Genomic DNA, 23,544 nt, shown 5'->3' with positions numbered 1-23,544 from the left:
GGGGATTCCTAGTTATTCTTCGTTGACATCAAACTCTTTGTCCAGCTTATTCATCCGATAGACATAAATGAAAATCAACACGACAAATGCGTAAATAGAACCTTGCTGGGCAAACCAAAAACCTAACTTAAATCCACCAAGATGGATTTGATTCAACTCCTCTACCCAGAGAATCCCAAATCCAAAGGAGACTAAAAACCAGATAAGCAATAAGAAAAATAGGGTTTTGAGGTTTTTCCTCCAGTAGGCTTTCATTTTGCCGGGATCATTGGCCATGGGGTCAGGGGTTTATTTAGGAATCAAAATTAAAAGTAAGGGTAGATTTCAACGAAATGCAACCCCTTTTCCATTAAATGACAAAAATTTAAAGAAAGACTCAGTCTTTACCTGATATTCTTTCGGAAGAAGATCATTTTACCGAAATTCCTATAAGCTCTTAATGAAGAAAAACTTTGATTACTAGAATAAGTATTCCGAAAGAATTGCTAAGCCTGCGGCCAAAAAACTTACGATCAATTTATTCCAATTGAACTTGTGATGTGGACTACTTTCAAAGAAAATGGTGGTTGAAATATGCAAAAACCCACCTGCAACCAAGCCAAAAAGAATCCCTACACCCTCTTTTTCCAATAAGCCACTTTGGAACAAATAAGCGCTGCTAAACATCCCTAAAGGTGAGGCAAGAGCAAAAATCATCAATAGAATCAAAGTCCATTTTTTGCTCATCGAGCTGCTTAACACAGCCGCCAAAGCGAATGCCGCAGGACCTTTATGTAAAATCACCCCTGCCAAAACAGTTTTACTGTTATGCACATGACCAAAAGCTTCCGTGCTTCCCTCGATCAGACTTCCATGAGAAAGTAATGTGCCTTCTAAAAACGCATGAATAAAGAGTCCCAGCATGACTGTAAACACTCCAGACTTTGTTTCGCCATGGTGATGGTGTATATGCCCATGCTCAATTCCACTTGATAAAAATTCCAATAACTGTTGAAGCAAAAAGCCAATCAGAATGTATAATCCCATTCTTCCACCTTCATATCCACTGTGGAATAACTCGGGGAGTATGTGCAGAATCGTAATTGAAAAAAGGTAGGAACCCGCAAAAACTAATACCAGCTTGAAGTACTTATCACGGAATTTAGGTGCGATAAAAACCAAAGAACCAGCACCTAAAGCAGTCAGAAAAAGAAGAATAAAATTTAAACCCATGCAAGAAATTTACTTTCCTTTTTTAGAAAGCTGGAAACATAACCAGCGCAAAGGTAATAAAATTCAATAATGTTGCATTTAAAATCAGTCTTCTCGAAAATCATTTAGAAAAGAGCAATCAAGCTTTGCTATTTCTGGACAAATGAAAGATAGGGTTTAAGTGATTCGCTGGCATAGGTTTCAAACTCTCCGTTTGGTCCACTAAAAATCAAAAACACTTCAATTTCATCCAAAGCCGAATCCAGCGCAATTGCTTTTTCTGTTCCCATCACCATCAATGCGGTAGCATAAGCATCAGCTGTCATGCAGTCATCCGCCACGACAGTTGCACTGAGAAGATTTTGAGCAATTGGATAGCCTGTTTTTGGATTGATCGTATGGGAAATTTTGACTGAATCACGCACGTAAAAATTTCTATAGTTGCCGGAAGTTGCCATTCCTTTATCCTGCAGCGCAATGATGCTGATCAGGTCTGAAGCGGAAGAAGATTCCTCAGGTCGATTTACTCCCACTTTCCAAAGTTCCCCGCTTTCGTTTACACCTTTGGCTACCAATTCTCCTCCGATTTCTACGAGATAATCATTGATTCCTTTGGAAGCTAAAAACTCCGCGACTACGTCCACTCCATAACCTTTGGCAATAGAACTAAAATCCAGATAAATTCCTGACACCTTTTTTCTTACTTGCTTGGAGTCGAAATCAACTTTTTCAAAACCTACCAATTTCAGCAAGTTCTGAATATCGACACTGTCCTTTAACTCTGGACCTGTCGGTCCAAAACCCCAGATATTCACTAATGGGCCTACCGTAGGATCAAAAGCACCATCTGTTTTTTGATTAATATCTTTACTTGCTTCCAGTATCGGGAGCAAATAAGGAAGTTCAAAATCCAAGGTGTCACTGTTATTGAATTGGCTTAATTCCGAATCAGGAATGTAAGTAGAAAGGCTTTGGTTGAAAACCACCAACAAGGAATCAATGGAAGGCTGGAAGTCACGACCTTCCTCATCGAGATAGGTGATGTTATAAGTAGTTCCCATGGTCTTACCTGACAAAGTCAACTTTCCATTCACTTCGATTTCCTCTTTTTGCTCGCTTGTTTTTGGATTCTGGTTTCTCCAAGCATATACCAGAATGACCATTGCCAGTAAAACAAGGGAATAGATGATATTTTTTCGAGTATTGGGACGCATAGTGTTCTATATTTCGCTGCGAAGTTAAGAGTTATTTTTCAGTTTAAAGGTTTGAAATGGCTGGTAAAAGCCCCTCGCTGGCACGGGTATTTTTCTATCTTTGTAGGAGCACCACTAAACTATGAGAGAAGATTATCTGACAGGAGATGAAGAGCATTTGAGCTCAAAGGATAAGGAATTTGAAAAAGCTTTGCGACCGCTGAGCTTTGAGGACTTTACCGGGCAGTTCAAAATTGTGGAAAACCTGAGAGTTTTTGTTTTGGCGGCAAAGCGCAGAAATGAACCTTTAGATCATGTTTTATTACATGGCCCTCCTGGACTTGGCAAAACTACTTTGAGTCATATTATTGCCAATGAGTTACAAACTGGAATAAAAATCACTTCCGGACCGGTCTTGGACAAACCCTCCGATTTAGCAGGGCTTTTAACAAATCTGGAAGAGGGAGATGTACTTTTCATTGACGAAATCCACAGACTGAATCCCATCGTGGAAGAATACCTTTATTCTGCAATGGAGGATTTCCGAATCGACATCATGCTGGATTCGGGACCTAACGCCAGATCTGTACAGATTTCTCTAAGTCCTTTTACTTTGATCGGCGCTACGACACGATCCGGTTTATTGACTTCTCCACTTCGGGCTCGATTTGGCATCAATTCCAGGCTGGAATACTACGACGCAAAATTATTAACAGATATAGTTAGTAGATCTGCAGGTATCCTACAAACGCCAATCGATGAAGTTGCTGCTTATGAAATTGCCCGTCGAAGTCGCGGAACACCTAGAATCGCCAACATGTTACTGAGAAGAACAAGAGATTTTGCTGAGGTTAAAGGGAACGGAACCATCACTTTAGAAATTTCAAAAATAGCCTTGGATGCACTAGACGTGGACATGAATGGACTGGATGAAATGGACAACAGAATCCTGATGACAATTATTGAAAAGTTTAAAGGAGGACCAGTTGGGCTCAGCACCATCGCCACAGCTTGTGGTGAAGAAGCAGAAACTATTGAAGAAGTGTATGAGCCGTTTTTGATTCAGGAAGGTTATCTAAAGAGAACTGCAAGAGGAAGAATGGCAACGGAGCTAGCTTACAAGCATCTTAATATCAAACCGAGTCAAGGAACTGGAAGTCTATTCGATTTGTAATAAATCGACTTTCGAAAAAGTATAAAAACAAAACGGAGTTGAGACAATCTCAACTCCGTTTCTATTTAATATATCTCGATCGATTTTTTCAACCCAAAAGCTTTGCCGCATCCTGATCCAAAAACCAAGTTAAATCTTCACTTTCAGGCTTGACCAAAGAAGCTGGATACTTCTCATAATCTCCTTCCAGCATGACGATCTCGTGTACTTTCTCTGCTTTGTTTGCACCCGTCACCAAAAAGGCAACTGACTTGGCGTTGTTTACAACTTTACCAGTGATTGTCACTCTTTTCTGACCTGAATCAGGGTGTACTGCTACGACGCAGTTTTCTTTTGCATCCCATAATTTGATATTATAAGGAAATATAGAAACAGTATGACCATCATCACCTAGGCCTAACATTACCAAATCAAACTGAGGAATTCCATTGACAATAGGAAGTTCTTCCTCCAACACTTGGCTGTATCGGATTGCTTCTTCCTCAGGATCATTTTCACCGATTACTCTAAAGATATTTTCTTCAGGCATATCGATTTTAGAAAGCAAATGATCCACAGTCATCTTGTAATTACTTTCTGAATCAGTAGGCGGAACGCATCGTTCATCACCCCAATAGAAATTAATGTTATCCCATAGAATATCTTCTCCCAACTCCTCAGCGATGTAATCAAAAATTGCTTTGGGAGTACTGCCTCCGGAAAGTGCCACATGGATTTTTTCACCCGTGTCAGACATTTCTTTTAATTGATAGGCAAATTCTTCTGCAAGACTTTCCTTAGAGCTGGATACGATGACGTTCATTTTTTATTGGTTAGAAGTTAAAGGAAATGGAATTAGGAAAGAAAGTATTAAAGAATACAGAAACCAGTTTCGTCAGTCAGACGTTTGCCTGGATTTCTCCAACCAAAATGTCCTTCAAACATTTCATCGGAGTTTCTAGGCCCCCAAGTTCCGGCAGCATAACCGTAGGTTGGAACATCTTCATTCTCCCAATATTTCAAAATTGGATCAACAAATTTCCAAGCTGCTTCCACTTCATCTGCTCTCGCATAAAGTGTTGCATCGCCTTGCATTGCATCTAAAAGCAACCTTTCGTATGCGTCCATCACTTGGGCGGAATCTAAGTCAGAATAGTAAAAGTCAAGATTTGCCTGCTCCACATTAAAACCAAGACCTGGCACTTTCACACCAAACTTGATCAAAATCCCTTCATCTGGTTGAATTCGAATGATAAGTTTATTGTCTTTTTGGTATGCATCATGACTTTTGAAGACTTCATGTGCCGGAGATTTGAAATGGATCACCACCTCAGTAACTTTTGTCGGCATGTATTTCGCAGTTCTCACGTAGAAAGGCACATCTTTCCATCTCCAGTTATCCACAAAGAATTTGATGGCCGCAAAGGTTTCCGTTTTAGAATCAGGATCTACACCTTCTTCTTCACGATAGCCTTTGACTTTTTTTCCATTGATCGTGGAAGCAACATACTGGCCTTTCATAGTATGCGTTGCCAAAACCTCCGGGTCAGTCATCAAGCGCAATGATTTCAAAGCTTTGACTTTTTCATCACGGATTTCCTCAGCGCTGGAATTGATCGGTGGTTCCATTACAATCAATGAAAGAACCTGAAGCAAATGACTTTGGAACATATCCCGAAGTGCACCAGACTTATCGTAATATCCTCCACGCTTCTCTACACCGACGGTTTCCGCATTGGTGATTTCTACATGATGAATGTATCTTCTGTTCCAAGTAGGTTCAAAAATCGAATTGGAAAAACGTGTCACCAATAAATTCTGAACCGTTTCCTTTCCTAGATAATGATCTATTCTGTAAACCTGCGGCTCATTGAAATATTTATGAAGTCCTTCATTCAGTTCCTTAGCCGTTTCCAGACTGTAGCCAAAAGGCTTCTCCACGATAATTCTCTTCCAACCATTTTCTTCCGTCGTCAAACCAGCTTCACAAAGGTTCTTGGCAATGACTTCATACAAACTCGGAGGAGTGGAGAGGTAGAAAATGTAATTTTCCTCACAGCCATGATCCTTATTTAGTTCAGCAATCCTTTTCGCTAAAGCCGAGTAATCGCTGTCATAGTTTTCGCCTAGATCTTGATAAAAAAGTTTATCAGCAAAGGTTTTAATATAAGAAGCTTCTTCCTTGCTGATCTTTTTTTCTAAAAACTCACTTTCCTGAACCACCTTACGGCGGAAAGCCTCATCTGACATATCACTTCTACTAGCGCCGAGCACCACAAAATTTTCAGGAAGGTGTTTTCCTTTGTAAAGATTATAAAGTGCAGGAACTAGTTTACGAGCAGTTAAATCCCCAGATGCTCCAAAAATAATGAGCATCTGATTTAAAGTTTTTTTCATGCGTAAGTCGATATTTTCAGCTCTTCAACAAATTTATCGAAGCTGGGAATCACAAAATGTTTTTTTGAAGAAACAGGTTCATTTTCCGGGCTACTTCCTGAATGTTTTTAAAATACTCCGGATTTTCATTGAGAAGTTTGAAACCGTTTGAGTCAAATTTCAGAATTAGGGTTAATTGATTTGCATAAAAAAGTGAACAATTGCCACTTTAATTTAATTTTGCTTTGCAGTCGCAAAATTAAGGCTTATTTGTTTTAATAAGCATAGGAACCAAAAATGATTGCCTAGGTAATTTTAAGAAAAACAGAAAAAGATGGATTATAAAGACTACGATTTTGGCCTGGTAGGTCTTGGGGTAATGGGCAGAAATTTTATTTTGAATGTCGCTGATAATAATTTCAAAGCATTTGGTTACGATTTAGATTCTGAAAAAGTAGAAGCCTTAAAAACAGAAGGTGGCGATCTTTCTAAAGTAAGTGCCTCTACTGACATCAACACTTTTGTTCAGGCACTTAGCACTCCAAGGAAAATCATGTTATTGGTTCCTGCCGGAAAAATTGTGGATCAGGCAATTGATAGTCTTCTACCTTATCTTGACAAAGACGATATCATCATAGATGGAGGAAATTCATTTTTTACTGATACGGATCGACGTGAAGCATATTTGAAAGAAAAGGGAATTCACTTTTTCGGTTCAGGAGTTTCAGGTGGAGCTGAAGGCGCCAGAAAAGGCCCAAGCATCATGCCTGGCGGGGACAAAGAAGCTTACGAACATGTAAAACCAATTTTTGAAGCGGTTTCTGCTAAATATAAAGGAGAGCCTTGCGTAGCGTATTTGGGTCCAAAGTCAGCAGGTAATTATGTGAAGATGGTTCATAATGGAATCGAATATGCCATGATGCAACTGACTTCTGAGATTTATGATTTGTTGAAAAAGTCTTGCGATCTGAGCAATGAAGAACTTAATCAGGTATATGCTTCTTGGAATAACGGACGATTACAATCCTTTTTGGTAGAAATTACTGCGGAGATTTTCACGCAAAAAGATGATTTGACATCAGCCGATTTGGTAGATATGATTCTAGACAAGGCAAAGCAAAAAGGCACTGGAAAGTGGACTTCTCAGAATGCGATGGACTTGGGAATTCCTGTTCCGACAATCGACATGGCCGTGAGTATGCGTGAAATCTCAGCTTTGAAAGATGAAAGGGTGCAAGCAGATGAATTATACTCAAGACCGGAAGTACCTCATATTGCAAAAGAAGAATTGATCGCCCAAGCGGAACAAGCACTTTATTTCTCTTTTATTATTGCTTATGCTCAAGGATTGCATCAGCTGAGCTATGCTTCCAAAGATTATGGATATGATTTAAATATGGCGACCATCGCCAAGATTTGGAGAGCAGGATGTATCATTCGTGCAGGGCTTTTGGCAGATATCTCGGATGCTTTTGAAGCTGATAATGATCTTCCTAATTTATTGCTTTCTCCTTCTTTTGTTTCTAAAGTTCAGGGAACTCTTCCTGCGGTAAGAGAAGTGGTAGCTTTCGCTGCAAAGTCAGGAATCCCAGTTCCGGGACTTTCCAGCGCCTTGAGTTACTTCGATGCCTACACTTCCACAAAACTCCCTCTTAATTTGATCCAAGCACAAAGGGATCATTTTGGATCTCATACTTATGAGAGAACAGATCGTGAAGGAATTTTCCATACCGAATGGGGGAAATAACAGTAATCAGTAATCAGTCTCAGTAGGCAGTTTACTGATTACCAAAAAACAAAAGCTCGTTGATGATTTCAACGAGCTTTTGTTTTATATAGAGATTTTGAATTTTTCGGTTTATCCTACTTTGAGTTTCAGCTCACCATGTCTTTTCACCACTTTCAACTCAAAATATTGATTGATGAAGGCCTTGCAGTGATTTTCTGCCCACTCTGCTCTTGATTCTGTATCAAATAACAAAGTCATTCGAAGCATGGTCTTCACATATTGCTCATAGATGCCGAGTTCCTGCACATACGAAACCAAAGCTGCAGACCAATCCTCTTTAAACTTGTCCAAATGGGTTCTGCCATCAAAAAGCATTTCCAATTGATTGTCCCCATGCTTATAGCGGTAGATCCCGCAAAGCTGTCTGTAAATCAATTTGGCTCTTTCTCTGGGAAAAGTAAAAGTATCCAGGATCTGAATAAATGTCTGATCCATCAATCGCAATGGATTATATAAAAGTGTATAGGAACGCTTCAATTCAAAAACCATCCGATCGATCAATTCCTCCTCGAGCTCAGACTGAGCTTGACGAAGTATGTAATTTTTATCTAATGGAAATAGCTTTTGGATCATTTTTGCTTCGTTGCTGCGCAAAAATAAGAAATTTAATTTTTAGGATGATTTTAAATAATCCTAATTGTTTGATTTCATACTGCCATGATAAAGCAGATTAGGATCATTTTTACCAGTCTGGAGTGGCTTTTGGACGAAAGGCGGCCATTTTATCAAGAATCTCAACAGGATCATCCGAAACAATCAATGATTCATCCAATACCGAATACAGAAATCCCTCTTCTTTCGCATGGTTTAGAAAATCCACAAGCTTATCGTAGTAGCCATTCACATTAAAAAGTGCCAATGGTTTTTGGATGTAATGGAGTTGATTCAATGTCATGATTTCAAAAAGCTCCTCTAGTGTCCCAATTCCTCCTGGCATTGCAATAAAACCATCACCCTTTTCTGCCATCAGCCATTTTCTATCCCGCATCGTTTCCACAATCACCAAGTCTGTGCAACCTTTGTGTGCGACTTCACGATCAACCAATTTTTGGGGAATAATTCCAATCACTTCCTTTCCTGCAGCTAACATTTCGTCAGCAATTACTCCCATCAGACCAACTCGTCCAGCTCCATACACCAAGGAATGATCCCTCTTTATCATCTCTATCGCCAAGGATCTAACACCCGCTTCATACGCAGGACTTTCTCCTTTTCGAGATCCACAGTAAACAGTAATTTTTTTCATACTCTATTAAAAGATGTCCTCGAAATTAAAGCTTTCATTTTTTTTATACCCTTCAATCGAGAAGCTTTTCAAAAATTTAACTTGAAGGGAAGCTTATCTCCTGCTTTTGGTAGTTTCCTTTCCATCCAACTCTTATTTTTGATCTATGAAAATCTGTTTCGCAACGAATAATAAAAAGAAAATAGAGGAAGTAAAGGCTGCTTTGGGAAAGGGAGTTGAAATTGTTTCCCTTCAGGAAATCGGATGCCATGAGGAACTTCCAGAAACTGGAGACACACTGGAGCATAATGCTTTTCAAAAGGCCCAATATGTAAAAGATCATTATGGAGTAGACTGCTTCGCCGATGATACAGGTCTAGAAGTGGATGCTTTAGAGGGAGAACCAGGTGTTTATTCCGGTCGGTATGCTGGAGAACCTAGAAGCGACGAGAGAAATATTGATAAACTTTTAAAAAACCTTGGAACCTCATCAAATCGAACCGCTCGTTTCAAAACGGTCATTGCATTGCTGATCGGGGATGAAAAATACAAGTTTGAAGGTATTGCAGAAGGTAAAATCGGGACAGAGCGAATTGGAAATGCAGGATTTGGTTATGATCCGGTTTTCACTCCAGATGGATATTCCAAAACATTTGCAGAGCTGACGATGGATGAGAAAAATAAAATAAGTCATCGAGGAAAAGCTGTCCGGGCATTAATTCAGTTTTTGAACCAAATAAAATTCTGAGTAAACCTTGGAAAAACTATAACTTTGCCGAATGAAAAAACCATTCATCGTAGGGATCACCGGAGGTTCTGCTTCAGGAAAGACACTTTTCTTAGAGAGGTTACTCAATACTTTTGAACCTGGAGAAGTATGTTTGATTTCGCAGGACAATTATTACAAGCCTCGACATCTCCAGCCTATTGATGCACAAGGAATCCATAATTTCGACACGCCACATAGTATCGATTTTGAAGAATACGCAGCAGATATCAGGAAAATCCAAGCCGGCGAATCAGTGCAAAGAGAAGAGTACACTTTTAATAATGCCGCAAAAACCCCAAAAATCTTAACCTTTAATGCTGCACCAGTGGTCGTCGTTGAGGGGATTTTTGTTTTGTATTATCCAGAACTGGCAGATTTACTGGATTTAAAGATTTTTATCGATGCCAAAGATCACATCAAATTGAAAAGAAGAATCATTCGAGACAAAGTAGAAAGAGGTTATGACCTAGATGATGTCTTATACCGATATGAAATGCATGTGATGCCTACTTATGAAAAGTACATCAAACCTTTCAAAAACGATGCAGATTTGATTGTGCCAAACAATCACAGTTTCGATAAAGCGCTGGAAGTCATCAGAACTTACCTAAGAGCAAGGTCTGGGAAGTAACAATTCCAAAAAAGTTCCTCTAATTCGCTTGAATTTCAAATATTATCTATATTTGCGCCGCATGAATAACACTAATCGAAATAGCAAATTAATCCAACAGCGCATCACTATGGTGCTGGCTCTGCTATTTTGTATGTTCATTTCCAGCGTAGAGTACATTCCTGATACGGTCGAAAATGTGGCTCAAGAGCAACAGGATCACCAAGAACATCAAGATCCAAATCAAACTTTTTTAAATGTTGCTGTCAATGCGGTGGTACCTTTTGTGGTGCATGTATCGCATACAGTGATGTATTTGATCTACCAGATTGAGCAAGAAAGCAATAACAGTTTTCATGTAGAAACAAGCACTTTCTTCCATCCCAACCAGTTGGTTGAGATTCTCTTTGAGCGGATAATTTCCACCAAAGGACCCTAAATCCTTTTTCTTCCCGCTTTCATTCCAGCTTCCTAAAAATTAGGAAAGCCCAAATTCTGTATTAACAATTCAATAATTAATATCTAATCCTTATGCAAAATAAAGGTGTCATTGTGTTTTTGACAGTGATTATTACAGCGCTTTGCCTGTACTATCTGTCATTCACATTTGTATCAAATAGCGTACAGCAAAAAGCAGAAGCTTATGCAACTGACGCGTCCGGCAATGTAGATTTTGCCTTAAGAAGAGCTTATCTCGATTCTGTTTGGAGAGAGCCTGTATATAACTTCCTAGGTGCAGATTACACTTATCAGGAAGTGAAAGAAACTGAACTTGGTCTTGGCTTGGACCTTCAGGGAGGTATGCACGTAACCTTGGCAGTTTCTCCTGTAGAAATTGTAAAAGGTATCGCTGGTAATCCTAAAGATGCTGCTTTTAATAAGTCAGTAGATGATGCAAAAGAATTGGCAAAGACTTCTGATGAGAAGTTTGTTGATCTTTTTTATTCAGCTTGGCAAACAAACAGCCAAGGAAAAAAATTGAGCTCCATCTTTGCAACAGCTGCAAATAGAGGAAGAATTTCATTGGAAACTTCTGATGCAGAAATCCTTGACATAATCGATACTGAGATTGAAAATGCTATCGAGCGTTCTTTCAACATCCTTAGAACACGTATTGACAGATTCGGTACTTCTCAGCCAAACATTCAAAGAATTCAGGGTTCTGGACGTATCCAGATCGAACTTCCAGGTGTAGACAACCAAGAGAGAGTTAGAAACTTGCTTCAAGGAGTTGCAAAACTTCAATTCTGGGAGGTAGCAGAAATCAATGAAATCGGCGGATCTCTAGAAGCGATCAACTCTGCTTACATGGCAAACCAAAGTGCGACAGAATCTGCAACTCCAGCTGACACACTTTCTAATGAGAATTTGTCTTCTGAAGATTCTTTGAGAAAAGCTTTGGAAGAGCAATTGGATCAAATCGACCCAATGAATCCAAACGCTGGTACATCTCCACTTTTCAGCTTGTTGAAAGCGAATTATGGATTGGTGTATGATGTAAAAGATACCATGACCATCAATAGAATCCTTAAAAACGAGGATTACAAAGCATTGCTTCCAAAAGACATCAAATTGCTTTGGGGAGTAAAACCTCAAGTTTTGGCAGATGGAACAGAAGGTTTGGAACTTTATGCTATCAAAATCCCAAGAGGATCTGATCAAGCTCCTTTGGAAGGTGATGTGGTAACTGACGCTCGTCAGGTATTGGATCAAACTTCAAGACCAGCAGTATCTATGCAAATGAATGCGGATGGTGCTAGAAAATGGAGAAAAATGACTGCTGAAAATATCGGTAGAAGAATCGCTGTAGTATTAGATGACTATGTCTATACAGCTCCGGCTGTAAATGGAGAAATCCCAACTGGTTCATCAGAAATCTCTGGAAACTTCACGCTATTAGAAGCACAGGATTTGGCTAACATCCTTAAATCTGGTTCTCTTCCAGCTCCAACTCAAATCGTAGAAGAAAGCATCATCGGCCCAACTTTGGGTAAAGAAGCATTGAATCAAGGTTTGATTTCAATGGTAGCAGGTTTGGCAATCGTGGTATTGTTTATGGTGGCTTACTATGCTAAAGGTGGTTTGATCGCTATCTCTGCATTGGTATTTAATATCTTCTTTATCCTTGGTATTTTAGCTCAGCTACAGTCTTCATTGACTTTGCCAGGTATTGCAGGTATTGTATTGACAATCGGTATGTCGATCGATGCGAATGTGTTGATTTTTGAGCGTATCAAAGAAGAACTTCGAAACGGTGTAGGTTTAATTGCCGCAATCAATGCTGGTTATAACAAAGCATTCTCTGCGATTCTTGACTCCAACGTTACTACTTTCTTGACTGGTGCTATTCTTTATGCATTGGGACAAGGACCTGTAAAAGGTTTCGCGATCGTATTGATGATCGGTATCGCTTGTTCATTCTTCTCTGCTGTGTTTATCACCAGAGTAATTGTATCCTGGATGAGCAAAAAAGGTGATAAGAGCTCTATTAGCTTTGCCACTCCATTCGCTAAGAATGCATTGAGTTCTTTGAATATCGACTTCCTAGGAAAGAGAAAAGTTGCTTACTTGATTTCTTCAGGTATCATCGTTGTTGGTTTAGCTATCGGTGCTATCAACGGATTGAAATTCGGTGTTGATTTCACTGGAGGTAGATCTTATATCGTTGCTTTTGCCGAGCCAGTTGCTGCTTCTGAATTGAAGACTGGACTTGACGGTGAGTTTGATGGATCAGTAGAAGTGAAAACTTACGGTGCAACCAACGTATTGAAAGTGACCACTTCTTACTTGATCAATGAAGATGATGATGCTTCCAATGCTGAAGTTGAAGCGAAAGTAAAAGAAGGAATTGCTACAGTAACTGGATTCCAGTTTACTGAAAACGCTGAAGAGCTTGCATCAAATGAATTTGCAATCACTGGTTCTTCTAAAGTAGGAGCAACTGTTGCAGATGATATCAAAGCATCTTCAGTGGAAGCGATGATTGCTGCATTGATTGCGATCTTCCTTTATATTTTGATCAGATTCCGTAAGTGGCAGTTCTCCTTGGCATCCATCATTGCCTTGGTTCACGATACATTATTTGTGATTGCTGCTTTTGCGATTGCAAGTGCTCTCGGAGCTACATTCGAAATCGATCAGGTATTTATCGCTGCGGTATTGACTGTAATTGGTTACTCTATTAACGATACTGTAATTGTATTTGACAGAATCAGAGAGAACATTGACAGCAGAGGTACACATAGATTGGTGAAAGTATTTAACGATGCCATTAACCAAACTTTGGGCAGAACATTGATCACTTCATTCACGACATTGATCGTAATTATTGTGCTATTGGTGTTTGGTGGTGAAGTATTGAGAGGCTTCTCCTTTGCTTTGTTCATCGGTATTCTAGTAGGTACTTATTCATCTGTATATATCGCTACTCCAATTGTAGTGGATTTGATGAAGAAAGAAATCGATCAGGAAGAAGCTAAAGAATCAAAGAAACTAGCTTAAGATCATTCTAAAAAAATTGAAAAAGGAGCGGGAGAATTCTCGCTCCTTTTTTATTGCCCTAAAGGTAAAAAAAATCTTATCTTTTGTTCAAAATAGATTTTATACTTAACGAAAAACATTTTTCTATGAAAATTTCAAAAGAGGACTTCGAGTCAATGAGAGTAAAGTATGACAAAGAGGTCAAAAAAGGCAAGCCTGCCAAAGGCAAAAAAAATAAGGACAAAACAGACCAAACGAATTGGATTTTTTTTGATAGAGAAACTTTAGAAGGCTTACTAGCAAAGGCTGACAAAGACCCTAAAAAGGGAGGTATTCAGTTTTACATCACTGAATATACAGAAGAGGTCGCTTCAAAATACCATCCAAAAGAAGTAGAACAATTAACAGGTGCATTGACCATCGTTATGAGAGCAGCAAATCTAGATAAAAGCAATTTGACACTGACCAATCCTGAAGAAGACTATCAAAACAATGGCAGGATTTGTCCTCCATTCTGTGATCCAGAACCTACCAATACCTGATAATGGATAGTAAATTCTGGGAGGCCTACGGTAATTATTATACAATCACCATAGATTGCTTATTGATCATAGGGCTCTATTACTTTCTAAAATTACCAAAGGAAAAAAAAGCCAATAGTGTCTATTGGCTTCCTTTGTTGATTTTAGGTTTTTCCGTTTTTTATGAAGCCTTGGGAGCTTATGCTAATTACAATTTCGAATTTAAAAAAGCTGTCAATGCCTTTCTAGGCAATACTGAGAACCCAAAATATAACATTTGGATATACAATATTACCAACAAACAAATCTCAACTTTACTTAATTTGTTTTTGATAAAAAAATTAATTGAGCCAACAAAGAAGGTATATTTAACATGGATGATCTTTTTTTTTATTATGGTAGCCTTCAGTTTACAAGTTACAGGTATTGAACCCTTATATTTAAATCAGCCCATTATTGCAGTCATGGCCGCTAGTATGATTTTAATTGGGAGTGGACTTTATTTTATAGGATTGATCAGCAATGAACAATATTTAAATTCAAAACCAATCCGATTAAATTCATTTTGGATCATGACCGTTTTACTTTTTACCTATGCACTGACCTATATAAATTCTGTAGCACGCATCTATATTTATGAGTTTAATCCTCAAACAGCATTGAGTTTAGCACATATTGATAGAATCCTTGGGATTTTACTCAGATTAACTCTCCTATTAGTTATTATTTCTCCTTTTCTCCCTAGAGTTTTTGACAAAGAACCATTTTCCCAAACCAAAAGGAAGTTCAAACTTCATAGTAGTTTTTAAGATCTTGTTTTAACATTTAATCATATGTTTTGCCCCTTAAAATAAAGGAATGGAATTCCACCTGAGAAATGAGCGATAGATTTATAGAAGCCTTTTTTACTGCCTATCCGCAATACTCCATTCCAATTGACCTGCTTCTCCTGATTGGAATATTTATCTTCATTAAATTACCTAAGGAAAAAAAAAGAAATATTCACTTTTTGCTTCCATTTGTGATTTTGTGCTTCTCCGTTTTTTATCAAAATCTGGGCAGTTACACTAATTACAATTATGAATTCAAAAAGTCAGTAAACGCATACTTTGGAAATACCGAGTATCCTAAGTTCAATCTCTGGCTTTTTAATATAGCTGAAAGACAAGTAGGTACAATTCTTTATTTAATGCTAATCAAATCTTATATAAGACCCTTCAAAAGAAAAATTATCAATTGGATGATTTTTATATTTATCGTGACGGCATTGGTACTTCAATTTTCAGGAATTGAACCAATCTATCTGAACCAGCCTATCATTTTTGCAATCGGTGCAAATATGATCTTATTTGGATGCGCTTTGTATTTTACTGACTTGATCACCCATCCCTCATACCTAAATAGAAATCCATTAAGATTAACTTCATTCTGGCAAATGACAGCAATTATCTTCATGTTTACATTAAGCTACATAAGTTCTGTGGCCTTAATTTATCTATATGAAGTCAATCCAGTATTAGGTAGTGTTTTGCAATCTATTGGTATTTACCTAGGGATATTAACATTAGCAGTTTTAACTATTAGTATTGCTTCTCCCCTCCTTCCAAATATATTTGATAAAGAACCATTTTAAAAACTCTTTTAGATAGCCTTTTAATCAAAAAAGAATACCAAACATTCTACTAATACTAACTTGGCATTTAGACCCCTCTATCAAATCTACTTCCTGATTTTAATTGACTTAAAGGGAAAAATTATAGTATATTTTCAGTCTCATCCTTGGGATGAATTTGATTATTCTAACAATGGAAGAATATGTCCGCCATTTTGTAACCCTCAACCTACTGATTCTTAACCATGGACAGCAGATTTTTTCAAGCATTTGTAGACTGGTACTTAATATCAATCGATATTTTACTTGTACTAGGAGTCATCTATTACTTGAAACTTCCTAAAGAAAAGAGATCCATTAGTTTTTATTGGCTCCCTTTTTTGATTTTGTCATTTACAGTTTTTTATGAAAATCTGGGAGCATATACTAATTACAACTTCGATTTTAAAAAAGCGGCAAATGCTTTCTTTGGAAATACTGAAAATCCAAGATTTAACATCTGGGTTTTTAATATTTTCAATAAACATATTTCAACAATCCTTTACCTTTTTTTAATTAAATCCTGGCTGGTGCCCTCCAAAAAAAAATATATCAATTGGATGATTATAACTTTTTTTATTGCAATCCAAGTTTTGCAATTCTCTGGAATTGAACCTATATATTTAAATCAGCCACTTATTTTTACTTTTGGAGCCAATTTAATTTTATTAGGCAGTGGCTTCTACTTTATTGGTCTGATGACGAATGAACAATACTTAGCGACCAATCCACTCCGATTATTATCTTTTTGGCAAATGACCTTTATTTTATTTACCTATTCATTGACTTACATTTCATCCGTGTCACTGATGTACCTCTATAACAATTACCCTCAATTATTGACTTCTCTTTTAAAAATAGATTGGGTTATGGGAGTAATAAACTTAGGAATTTTGGTCTTGACTATTGCTTCACCGAAATTTCCTCACTTTTTTGAAAGAGAACCATTCTTCGAGTTTGAAAAAAAGCTAAACCTCCGAAACAGAATTAGCTCGTGATTTTATTTAGTGAACAAACCAACGAGGCTTTTTTGAATAAGGACTCATTGAAACTCCTTTCCTTTTGGCAAATGAAAAGTTTGATGTTCATTTTTACTTTTATCTACTTGATTTCTGCCACTTTGCTATATCTCTATAAAGTGAATATTGTCCTGGAAAAACTACTTTCAAATATTAAGAATAGAATGGCATTCTTAATTTTGAATAAAACATCTCCTCTTCGTTCAAATTTCTTTGATAAACAACCCTTCTATGAATCCAACTGAAGACCAGATTTACGTTATTATTTTTAGTACGCTCTTTTTGGGGGGACTGATGTCCACATTCGTAATCGCCATGGTCTTTATCCATAGGCAGAGACAAGCCCAAAACAAACAAAAATTAGAACAGATCAAATCTGAGCATGAAAAAACCTTGTTGAACATCGAAAATGAAATTCAGCAAGAAACACTTACTTATGTAGGTCGGGAGCTCCATGATAACATAGGACAATTGCTTTCTTTGGCTAAACTTTACCTTGGATCAGCAAAACCCGAAAAGCAGACAGAAGGAAAAGAAACCATCAATCAAGTGATTTCGGAGGTCAGGGCACTTTCCAAAAACTTAAACTTAGACTGGGTGGAATCTATATCTATAGAAGAATTTATTTCACAACAGCTCAAAAAAATCGAATCCACTGGATATTGTAATACAACTTTAGAATCGGAGTTTGAACTTGGCGAATTACCTAAAGACCAAAAACTCGTTCTAATAAGAGTCATTCAAGAAATTTTAAACAATGCCATCAAACATGCTTCTCCGGATATGATTTCTGTTAGAATCTGGAAAGACGAAAATTTGAAGAAAATAGAACTGAAAGACAATGGAAAAGGATTTGATCCAAGTCTCGAATCCTCCGGCAGTGGAATGTTTAATTTGAAAAAGAGAATGGAAACCATCGGTGGGGACATATCAATCACCTCAAGCCCCGGAAATGGAACACTTATACATTTATTGTTGCCTAATTAAAATACAGGCTGTAATTTGGGGTATTATTAAAAATTTAAGTCTTAACACCTACCCTTAGCCCAAATGATCAGAATTTCTTTAGCTGATGACCATAAACTATTCGCTAAAGGCTTGGAAGGACTTTTGGAAGAACACGAAGATTTATTAGTCATGGGGCTTTATGCGAATGGCAAAGAGCTTATAGATGAAATTTCCACAGATCTTCCAGACGTGGTCCTAACAGACCTGAACATGCCTATTTTAGATGGATTCGGGGTCTTAGAATTTGTAAAAAAGAATCATCCTCATATCAAAGTTGTCGTGCTCTCCATGTACGATGACGAAAAAATCTATAAAAAATGCCTGCACGATGGGGCTGATGCATTTGTATTAAAGGACGCAGATCCTGATGAGCTTGTATATACCATCCACGAAGTTTTTGAAGGTCGCCATTTGCCAAACTTTATGCGAGTTATTCAGCAGGCAAATCAAAGCTCATTCTTTGATGCTTTCCGAGAGAAATTCAAACTTTCCAGAAGGGAAGTACAGATCATCAAACTGATCAAAGAAGGGAAGCAAAACAAGGAAATCGCCGATGAATTAAATCTCAGCGTGCAGACCATAGAAACTCACCGAAAAAACATCCATTCTAAACTTCAAGTCACTTCCAGGATAGAATTAGTCAATAAAGTCCAGGATATGCACCTTTAACTTATGAACTCTCCTATCAAAACAGCGATCGTGGGCTTTGGCTCCGTAGCAGAAAAGATGCATGCACCATTGATTACGGTTTGTCCTGATTTGGATTTGGTGGCAGTGGTGGAAAGGAGAACTTCAAAAAGCCAGGAAAAATATCCTTCGGTAAAAATATTCAAGAGCTTAGATGAGCTTTTGGAACATGGAGATGTGGATCTGGTAGTCATCACCACTCCAAATACCTTCCATTTTCCTATGGCCATGCAATGCTTGGAGGCAGGTAAACATGTGGTTATTGACAAACCAGTAACCATATATTCCCATGAAGCTGAGCAATTGAAAGTCTTGGCAGAAAAGACAGGGAAAGTTTGTTCTGTATTTCATAATAGAAGATTTGACGGGGATATTTTAACCATTCAAAAACTGGTTTCAGAAAACATCCTTGGTGAGTTGGTATACCTCGAGTCTCATTTTGACAGATTCCGACCTAATCTCTCCGGAAATTGGAGAGAGGATGCTGGCCCAGGAAATGGGATTACGTATGACTTAGGGTCACATTTAATCGACCAAGTTTTTATAACCTTTGGAGCTCCTGATTCCATCCAAGCGGACATTCAAAAACAAAGAAAAAGAGCGATGGTCGATGATCATTTTGACATCGTCATGCACTATGAGGGTTTTAAAGCAAGGGTAACAGCTGGAACTTTAGTAAATGCCCCAACTCCTAAATTTCTTCTTTTAGGTCAAAATGGCTCTTATCTGAAATATGGAATGGATGTACAAGAGCAGGCTTTTAAAAATGGAATTTTACCAGAAGGGGAGAAATGGGGTGTGGAAGCTGAGGAGAGTTGGGGAAAAATTTTCCTCAACGAGGAAATCAAACCATATCCATCTGTACCGGGAGATTATAAGATTTTATACAGCAATGTCGCAGATGCTATTTTGAAGAACACTCCACTAAATATCACTATACCTCAGACAATCAGTGTTTTAAAAATGATAGAAGCCTCTTTTTTGAGCTCTGAAGAAAAACGAACCATCTCCAGAACAGAAGGAAAATGGTAATATTTTAAGTTTGGCTCTTTCTTGGAATAATGGTTTAAAAATAAATTAAACCACCTTGAAATCGAGTATCAATAGAATCGCAACTGTTGTGATATCTATTTGGCATACGAGATTCCATGCATCCAAAAAGGATCAAATTTAAATCACAATGAAAAAGGTATTATTACTAGCATTCGCAGTTTTTGCTTTTGTCTCAATTTCTCAGGCTCAGGTAGCAGTTGGCATCAACTTCCAGAGTTCTGATACATTTATCACTGTTGGAACTGATCCTGACAGAGAGTTTTTCGGAGAAGCAAGACTTGGCATTGGCCACGATATAGGATTAGAATTGATGGGCGGATATAATTTTGTCAGAAAAACTGAAGTGAATGCCTACGTTGGCGCAGGATTAGGCTTGTTAGGTCATCATCATAACCACAAGCACCACGACGATCATAATGATATTTATTTAGCTATTCCAGTAGGGGTTTTGATTAAACCTTTTAGCAACACTAGGAATCTGGGATTCTTGGTAGAAGCAGCGCCAGTATTTGCTGACCACTCTCATAGCTATCTCAGAGGAGGAGTCGGAGTGAAATATACATTTAAATAGGAATTAGTAATACTCAATATAAAGGCCATTTTTCTTCAATGAAATTTGGCCTTTTACTTTTTTGAAAAAGATATTCCCTCGTTTTTAGCCATTAAAGACTTTTTTTGCTCCCCAGATATCAATTTGTTTCTTTAATTTTGCGGCCATGGCAAAAACAGCAACTCCGGCGGAAAACGCCCAATTGAAAGATATTATTTCCCATGCCAAAGAGTATGGCTTTGTTTACCCAAGTTCCGAAATCTATGATGGCTTGCAGGCTGTCTATGATTATGGAGCATATGGGGTTGAATTGAAAAACAACCTAAAACGTCTATGGTGGGAAACCATGACTCGCGTACAGGAAAATATTGTTGGGATTGATGCTGCAATTTTTATGCACCCAACTACCTGGAAGGCTTCAGGTCACGTGGATTCCTTCAATGATCCAATGATCGACAACAAAGACTCCAAGAAAAGATACCGTGCGGATGTGTTGGTTGAAGAGCATGCGGCTACTTTTGAAAGAGCGGGTGACATCGAAAAAGCAAATTCTCTGACTGGTGCTTTGGCAAGAATGTTAGAAGCAGAAGATCTTGCTGGCGTACGAGATTTGATTATCAACGAAGGAATCAAATGCCCAATCTCTGGAACTTCTAACTGGACAGACGTTCGTCAATTCAACTTGATGTTTTCTACTCAAGTGGGTTCTGTGGCAGAAGATGCATCCACGATTTACCTAAGACCAGAAACTGCCCAAGGGATTTTTGTCAACTTCCTTAATGTACAGAAAACTGCCAGAATGAAAGTTCCTTTTGGAATAGCTCAGATCGGTAAAGCATTCCGAAATGAGATCGTTGCACGTCAGTTTATCTTCAGAATGCGTGAATTTGAGCAAATGGAGATGCAATTCTTTGTACGTCCTGGCACTGAGCTGGAATGGTATAAAGTATGGGCAGAAACCCGTATGAACTGGCATTTGGCTTTGGGAACACCAGCTGAGAAGTTAAGAAAGCATGACCATGAAAAATTGGCTCACTATGCCAATGCCGCCATGGATATCGAATACGAATTCCCTTTTGGTTTCAAAGAAGTAGAAGGCATTCATTCTAGAACTGACTTTGATTTGAAATCCCATCAGGAATTCTCTAAGAAGAAGCAGCAGTATTTCGATCCGGAAGTCAACCAAAACTACATTCCTTATGTGATCGAGACTTCAATCGGTGCAGATCGATTGTTCCTTTTGACTCTTTGCAATGCTTATACTGAAGAAAAAACTGAGGAAAAGAGCAGAACTTATCTGAAACTTCATCCGGCTATCGCACCAGTAAAAGCCGCTGTTCTTCCGATCACGAAAAAGGATGGCCTACCAGAAAAAGGAAAAGAGATTGTTGAGCTGTTGAAATATGATTTCAACATCATTTATGAAGATGCCGCATCCATTGGTAAGCGTTATGCCCGTCAGGATTTGATCGGTACACCTTTCTGCATCGCTGTAGATCACCAGACATTGGAAGACAATACTGTGACGATCCGTCATAGAGATACCACTGAGCAAGAGCGAGTTCCTATCTCTGAACTTCATGGAAGAATTGCTGAGGCAACAAGCTTTAGAAGGGTATTTGAGAAGTTATAAGAAATTGAAATCACAAAAAAACTCCTGGATTTATTTTCAGGAGTTTTTTTTGTCCAAAACAAAATCAATTGACACTTATAAAATTCTCCTATTAGTATTAGTTTAGAAATCAAATGAGTAAAAAAGCAATTATTATAGGATCGGGAATTGCAGGAATTTCAGCCTCCATACGCCTGGCGACTAAAGGCTATGAGGTGGATGTTTTTGAAGCGAATTCTTATCCTGGAGGAAAGCTTTCTGAAATTGAAATTGCCGGATACAGGTTTGATGCCGGGCCTTCATTATTTACTCTTCCTGATCAAGTAGAGGAGCTTTTTCGAATAGCCGGTAAAAACCCAAATGATTTTTTTGAATACATCAAGTTACCAGTCGCTTGTCACTACTTCTGGGAAGATGGAAAAAAGCTGAATGCCTATGCTGATATTGATCGATTTGCCAAAGAAGTTCAGGAGGTACTGGGCGAGCCCGCTGGTTCGATAAAAATTGCCCTTCAAAAATCCTCGTTTATCTATGAACATCTCTCCCCTTTATTTATGCATCGCTCTTTGCACAAATGGGAAACTTGGACTAATCCGGAAGCATTAAAATCCTATCTAAAAATGGGGAAGCTCGGGATTTTCTCCACAATGAATGAGGCAAATGAAAAGTTGTTTAACAATCCAAAGTTGGTGCAACTCTTTAATAGGTATGCAACTTACAATGGCTCCAATCCCTATGAAACCCCTGCCACACTTAATATTATTCCTCATTTGGAATTTAATATCGGCGCTTTCTTCCCCAAAAAAGGCATGCATGATATCACTTTAAGTCTATTTCAATTATCAAAAGATTTAGGAGTAACTTATTTCTTCAACCAAAAAGTGGAAGAAATCATCGTTGAAAACAAAATTGCCACTGGCATCAAAACCAGTAATGAGACAAAATATGCAGACTTGATCATCAATAACATGGATATGGTCAATGCCTACAAAACGATTTTGCGAAAGCAAAAACAGCCTAAACTGCTTCTTAACCAACCAAAATCAAGCTCTGCACTTATCTTTTATTGGGGAATCAATCGGACTTTCCAAGAACTCGACCTTCACAACATTTTCTTCTCAGATAATTACTTAGAAGAATTTGACCATATTTTTAAAAAAGGAAGCATTTATCATGATCCGACTGTGTATGTCAATATTACCTCCGTTTATAAACCTGATGACGCACCAAAGGATTGCATGAATTGGTTTACTATGATCAATGTGCCTAATAATCAAGGTCAGGATTGGGACAAGCTAATTGCTGAAGCAAGGAAAAACATTCTTCATAAATTAAATCGAATTTTAAAAACAGACATTGAGCCATTGATTGAGGTAGAAGAAATTCTGGACCCGAGAAAAATTGAAATCAAAACTTCTTCGGCTCAAGGAGCACTCTATGGGAATTCCTCAAACAATAAATTTTCTGCATTCCTCAGGCATGCGAATTACTCCTCAAAAATTAAAAATCTATATTTCTGTGGTGGTTCTGTTCATCCTGGAGGAGGAATTCCACTTTGCTTGCTTTCTTCTAAAATTATGTGCGAAATGATTTAGAGTCAACAGACCACTGTCTACGGTCAACGGCTGCTCTAAGTGATTGAATGATAAATTTAGTG

At 38.1% G+C, this 23,544-nt stretch carries 22 protein-coding genes; 15 read left to right on the top strand and 7 right to left on the bottom strand.

Annotation, left to right across the window (positions count from 1 at the left end):
- Positions 1 to 12: 12 nt before the first annotated feature.
- From FHS59_RS12240 to FHS59_RS12230, 3 genes are all read right to left on the bottom strand, one after another.
- Entirely contained in the window at positions 13 to 276 is a 264-nt protein-coding gene (locus FHS59_RS12240) for a DUF4212 domain-containing protein (protein WP_184495428.1), read from the bottom strand.
- Between the two features lie 183 nt (positions 277 to 459).
- Positions 460 to 1,212: a ZIP family metal transporter gene (locus tag FHS59_RS12235; RefSeq protein WP_184495427.1), complete on the bottom strand. Its 753-nt coding sequence runs from the start codon at positions 1,210 to 1,212 to the stop codon at positions 460 to 462.
- A 128-nt stretch (positions 1,213 to 1,340) separates the two neighbouring features.
- Complete coding sequence (locus FHS59_RS12230) at positions 1,341 to 2,405, bottom strand: FAD:protein FMN transferase (RefSeq protein ID WP_184495426.1); 1,065 nt, start codon at positions 2,403 to 2,405, stop codon at positions 1,341 to 1,343.
- 121 nt (positions 2,406 to 2,526) lie between these two features.
- Between FHS59_RS12230 and ruvB the strand changes: the two genes are divergently transcribed.
- Complete coding sequence (ruvB, locus tag FHS59_RS12225) at positions 2,527 to 3,558, top strand: Holliday junction branch migration DNA helicase RuvB (protein WP_184495425.1); 1,032 nt, start codon at positions 2,527 to 2,529, stop codon at positions 3,556 to 3,558.
- An 88-nt stretch (positions 3,559 to 3,646) separates the two neighbouring features.
- On the opposite strand, the gene pgl is transcribed toward ruvB, so the two are convergent.
- Both pgl and zwf read right to left on the bottom strand, forming a co-directional pair.
- Positions 3,647 to 4,360 (bottom strand): 6-phosphogluconolactonase, encoded by a 714-nt coding sequence (pgl, locus tag FHS59_RS12220; protein ID WP_184495424.1) that lies wholly within the window; start codon positions 4,358 to 4,360, stop codon positions 3,647 to 3,649.
- A 47-nt stretch (positions 4,361 to 4,407) separates the two neighbouring features.
- The gene (gene zwf / locus FHS59_RS12215; protein WP_184495423.1) at positions 4,408 to 5,934 is read right to left on the bottom strand and encodes a glucose-6-phosphate dehydrogenase; all 1,527 of its coding nucleotides are present in this window, start codon (positions 5,932 to 5,934) and stop codon (positions 4,408 to 4,410) included.
- A 313-nt stretch (positions 5,935 to 6,247) separates the two neighbouring features.
- Between zwf and gndA the strand changes: the two genes are divergently transcribed.
- Positions 6,248 to 7,660 carry an NADP-dependent phosphogluconate dehydrogenase gene (gene gndA, locus FHS59_RS12210; protein ID WP_184495422.1) on the top strand — a complete coding sequence of 471 codons (1,413 nt, stop codon included), beginning with the start codon at positions 6,248 to 6,250 and terminating at the stop codon, positions 7,658 to 7,660.
- 111 nt (positions 7,661 to 7,771) lie between these two features.
- Here gndA and FHS59_RS12205 read toward each other — a convergent pair whose 3' ends face one another.
- Entirely contained in the window at positions 7,772 to 8,275 is a 504-nt protein-coding gene (locus tag FHS59_RS12205; protein WP_184496104.1) for a hypothetical protein, read from the bottom strand.
- 109 nt (positions 8,276 to 8,384) lie between these two features.
- The gene (locus FHS59_RS12200) at positions 8,385 to 8,948 is read right to left on the bottom strand and encodes an LOG family protein (protein ID WP_184495421.1); all 564 of its coding nucleotides are present in this window, start codon (positions 8,946 to 8,948) and stop codon (positions 8,385 to 8,387) included.
- A 145-nt stretch (positions 8,949 to 9,093) separates the two neighbouring features.
- Between FHS59_RS12200 and FHS59_RS12195 the strand changes: the two genes are divergently transcribed.
- The 13 genes from FHS59_RS12195 (at position 9,094) to crtD (ending at position 23,482) form a co-directional block, all read left to right on the top strand.
- The gene (locus tag FHS59_RS12195; RefSeq protein WP_184495420.1) at positions 9,094 to 9,675 is read left to right on the top strand and encodes a non-canonical purine NTP diphosphatase; all 582 of its coding nucleotides are present in this window, start codon (positions 9,094 to 9,096) and stop codon (positions 9,673 to 9,675) included.
- 31 nt (positions 9,676 to 9,706) lie between these two features.
- Positions 9,707 to 10,327, top strand: coding sequence for a uridine kinase family protein (locus FHS59_RS12190; RefSeq protein WP_184495419.1), 621 nt, complete (start codon positions 9,707 to 9,709; stop codon positions 10,325 to 10,327).
- 61 nt (positions 10,328 to 10,388) lie between these two features.
- Positions 10,389 to 10,745 carry a hypothetical protein gene (locus tag FHS59_RS12185; RefSeq protein ID WP_184495418.1) on the top strand — a complete coding sequence of 119 codons (357 nt, stop codon included), beginning with the start codon at positions 10,389 to 10,391 and terminating at the stop codon, positions 10,743 to 10,745.
- A 92-nt stretch (positions 10,746 to 10,837) separates the two neighbouring features.
- A complete protein-coding gene (gene secDF / locus FHS59_RS12180; RefSeq protein ID WP_184495417.1) occupies positions 10,838 to 13,807 on the top strand; it encodes a protein translocase subunit SecDF in 2,970 nt (989 codons plus the stop codon).
- 125 nt (positions 13,808 to 13,932) lie between these two features.
- A complete protein-coding gene (locus FHS59_RS12175; protein WP_184495416.1) occupies positions 13,933 to 14,328 on the top strand; it encodes a molecular chaperone DnaK in 396 nt (131 codons plus the stop codon).
- Between the two features lie 134 nt (positions 14,329 to 14,462).
- Positions 14,463 to 15,116 carry a histidine kinase gene (locus FHS59_RS12170; protein WP_246388419.1) on the top strand — a complete coding sequence of 218 codons (654 nt, stop codon included), beginning with the start codon at positions 14,463 to 14,465 and terminating at the stop codon, positions 15,114 to 15,116.
- Positions 15,117 to 15,184: 68 nt separating this feature from the next.
- Positions 15,185 to 15,940 carry a histidine kinase gene (locus tag FHS59_RS12165; protein ID WP_184495414.1) on the top strand — a complete coding sequence of 252 codons (756 nt, stop codon included), beginning with the start codon at positions 15,185 to 15,187 and terminating at the stop codon, positions 15,938 to 15,940.
- 1,268 nt (positions 15,941 to 17,208) lie between these two features.
- Positions 17,209 to 17,964 carry a sensor histidine kinase gene (locus FHS59_RS12160; protein WP_184495413.1) on the top strand — a complete coding sequence of 252 codons (756 nt, stop codon included), beginning with the start codon at positions 17,209 to 17,211 and terminating at the stop codon, positions 17,962 to 17,964.
- A 63-nt stretch (positions 17,965 to 18,027) separates the two neighbouring features.
- Positions 18,028 to 18,654: a response regulator transcription factor gene (locus FHS59_RS12155; protein WP_184495412.1), complete on the top strand. Its 627-nt coding sequence runs from the start codon at positions 18,028 to 18,030 to the stop codon at positions 18,652 to 18,654.
- A gap of 3 nt (positions 18,655 to 18,657) precedes the next feature.
- Positions 18,658 to 19,704, top strand: a complete 1,047-nt coding sequence (locus FHS59_RS12150) for an oxidoreductase (protein ID WP_184495411.1) — start codon at positions 18,658 to 18,660, stop codon at positions 19,702 to 19,704.
- Between the two features lie 148 nt (positions 19,705 to 19,852).
- Entirely contained in the window at positions 19,853 to 20,296 is a 444-nt protein-coding gene (locus tag FHS59_RS12145; protein WP_184495410.1) for an outer membrane insertion C- signal, read from the top strand.
- Positions 20,297 to 20,441: 145 nt separating this feature from the next.
- Positions 20,442 to 21,908, top strand: a complete 1,467-nt coding sequence (locus FHS59_RS12140) for a glycine--tRNA ligase (protein WP_184495409.1) — start codon at positions 20,442 to 20,444, stop codon at positions 21,906 to 21,908.
- Between the two features lie 113 nt (positions 21,909 to 22,021).
- Positions 22,022 to 23,482, top strand: coding sequence for a 1-hydroxycarotenoid 3,4-desaturase CrtD (crtD, locus tag FHS59_RS12135; RefSeq protein ID WP_184495408.1), 1,461 nt, complete (start codon positions 22,022 to 22,024; stop codon positions 23,480 to 23,482).
- Positions 23,483 to 23,544 lie beyond the last annotated feature (62 nt).

It is taken from the genome of Algoriphagus iocasae (genome assembly GCF_014206875.1).
GTDB lineage: Bacteria > Bacteroidota > Bacteroidia > Cytophagales > Cyclobacteriaceae > Algoriphagus > Algoriphagus iocasae.
This window is presented reverse-complemented; position numbering and strand designations above follow the sequence as displayed.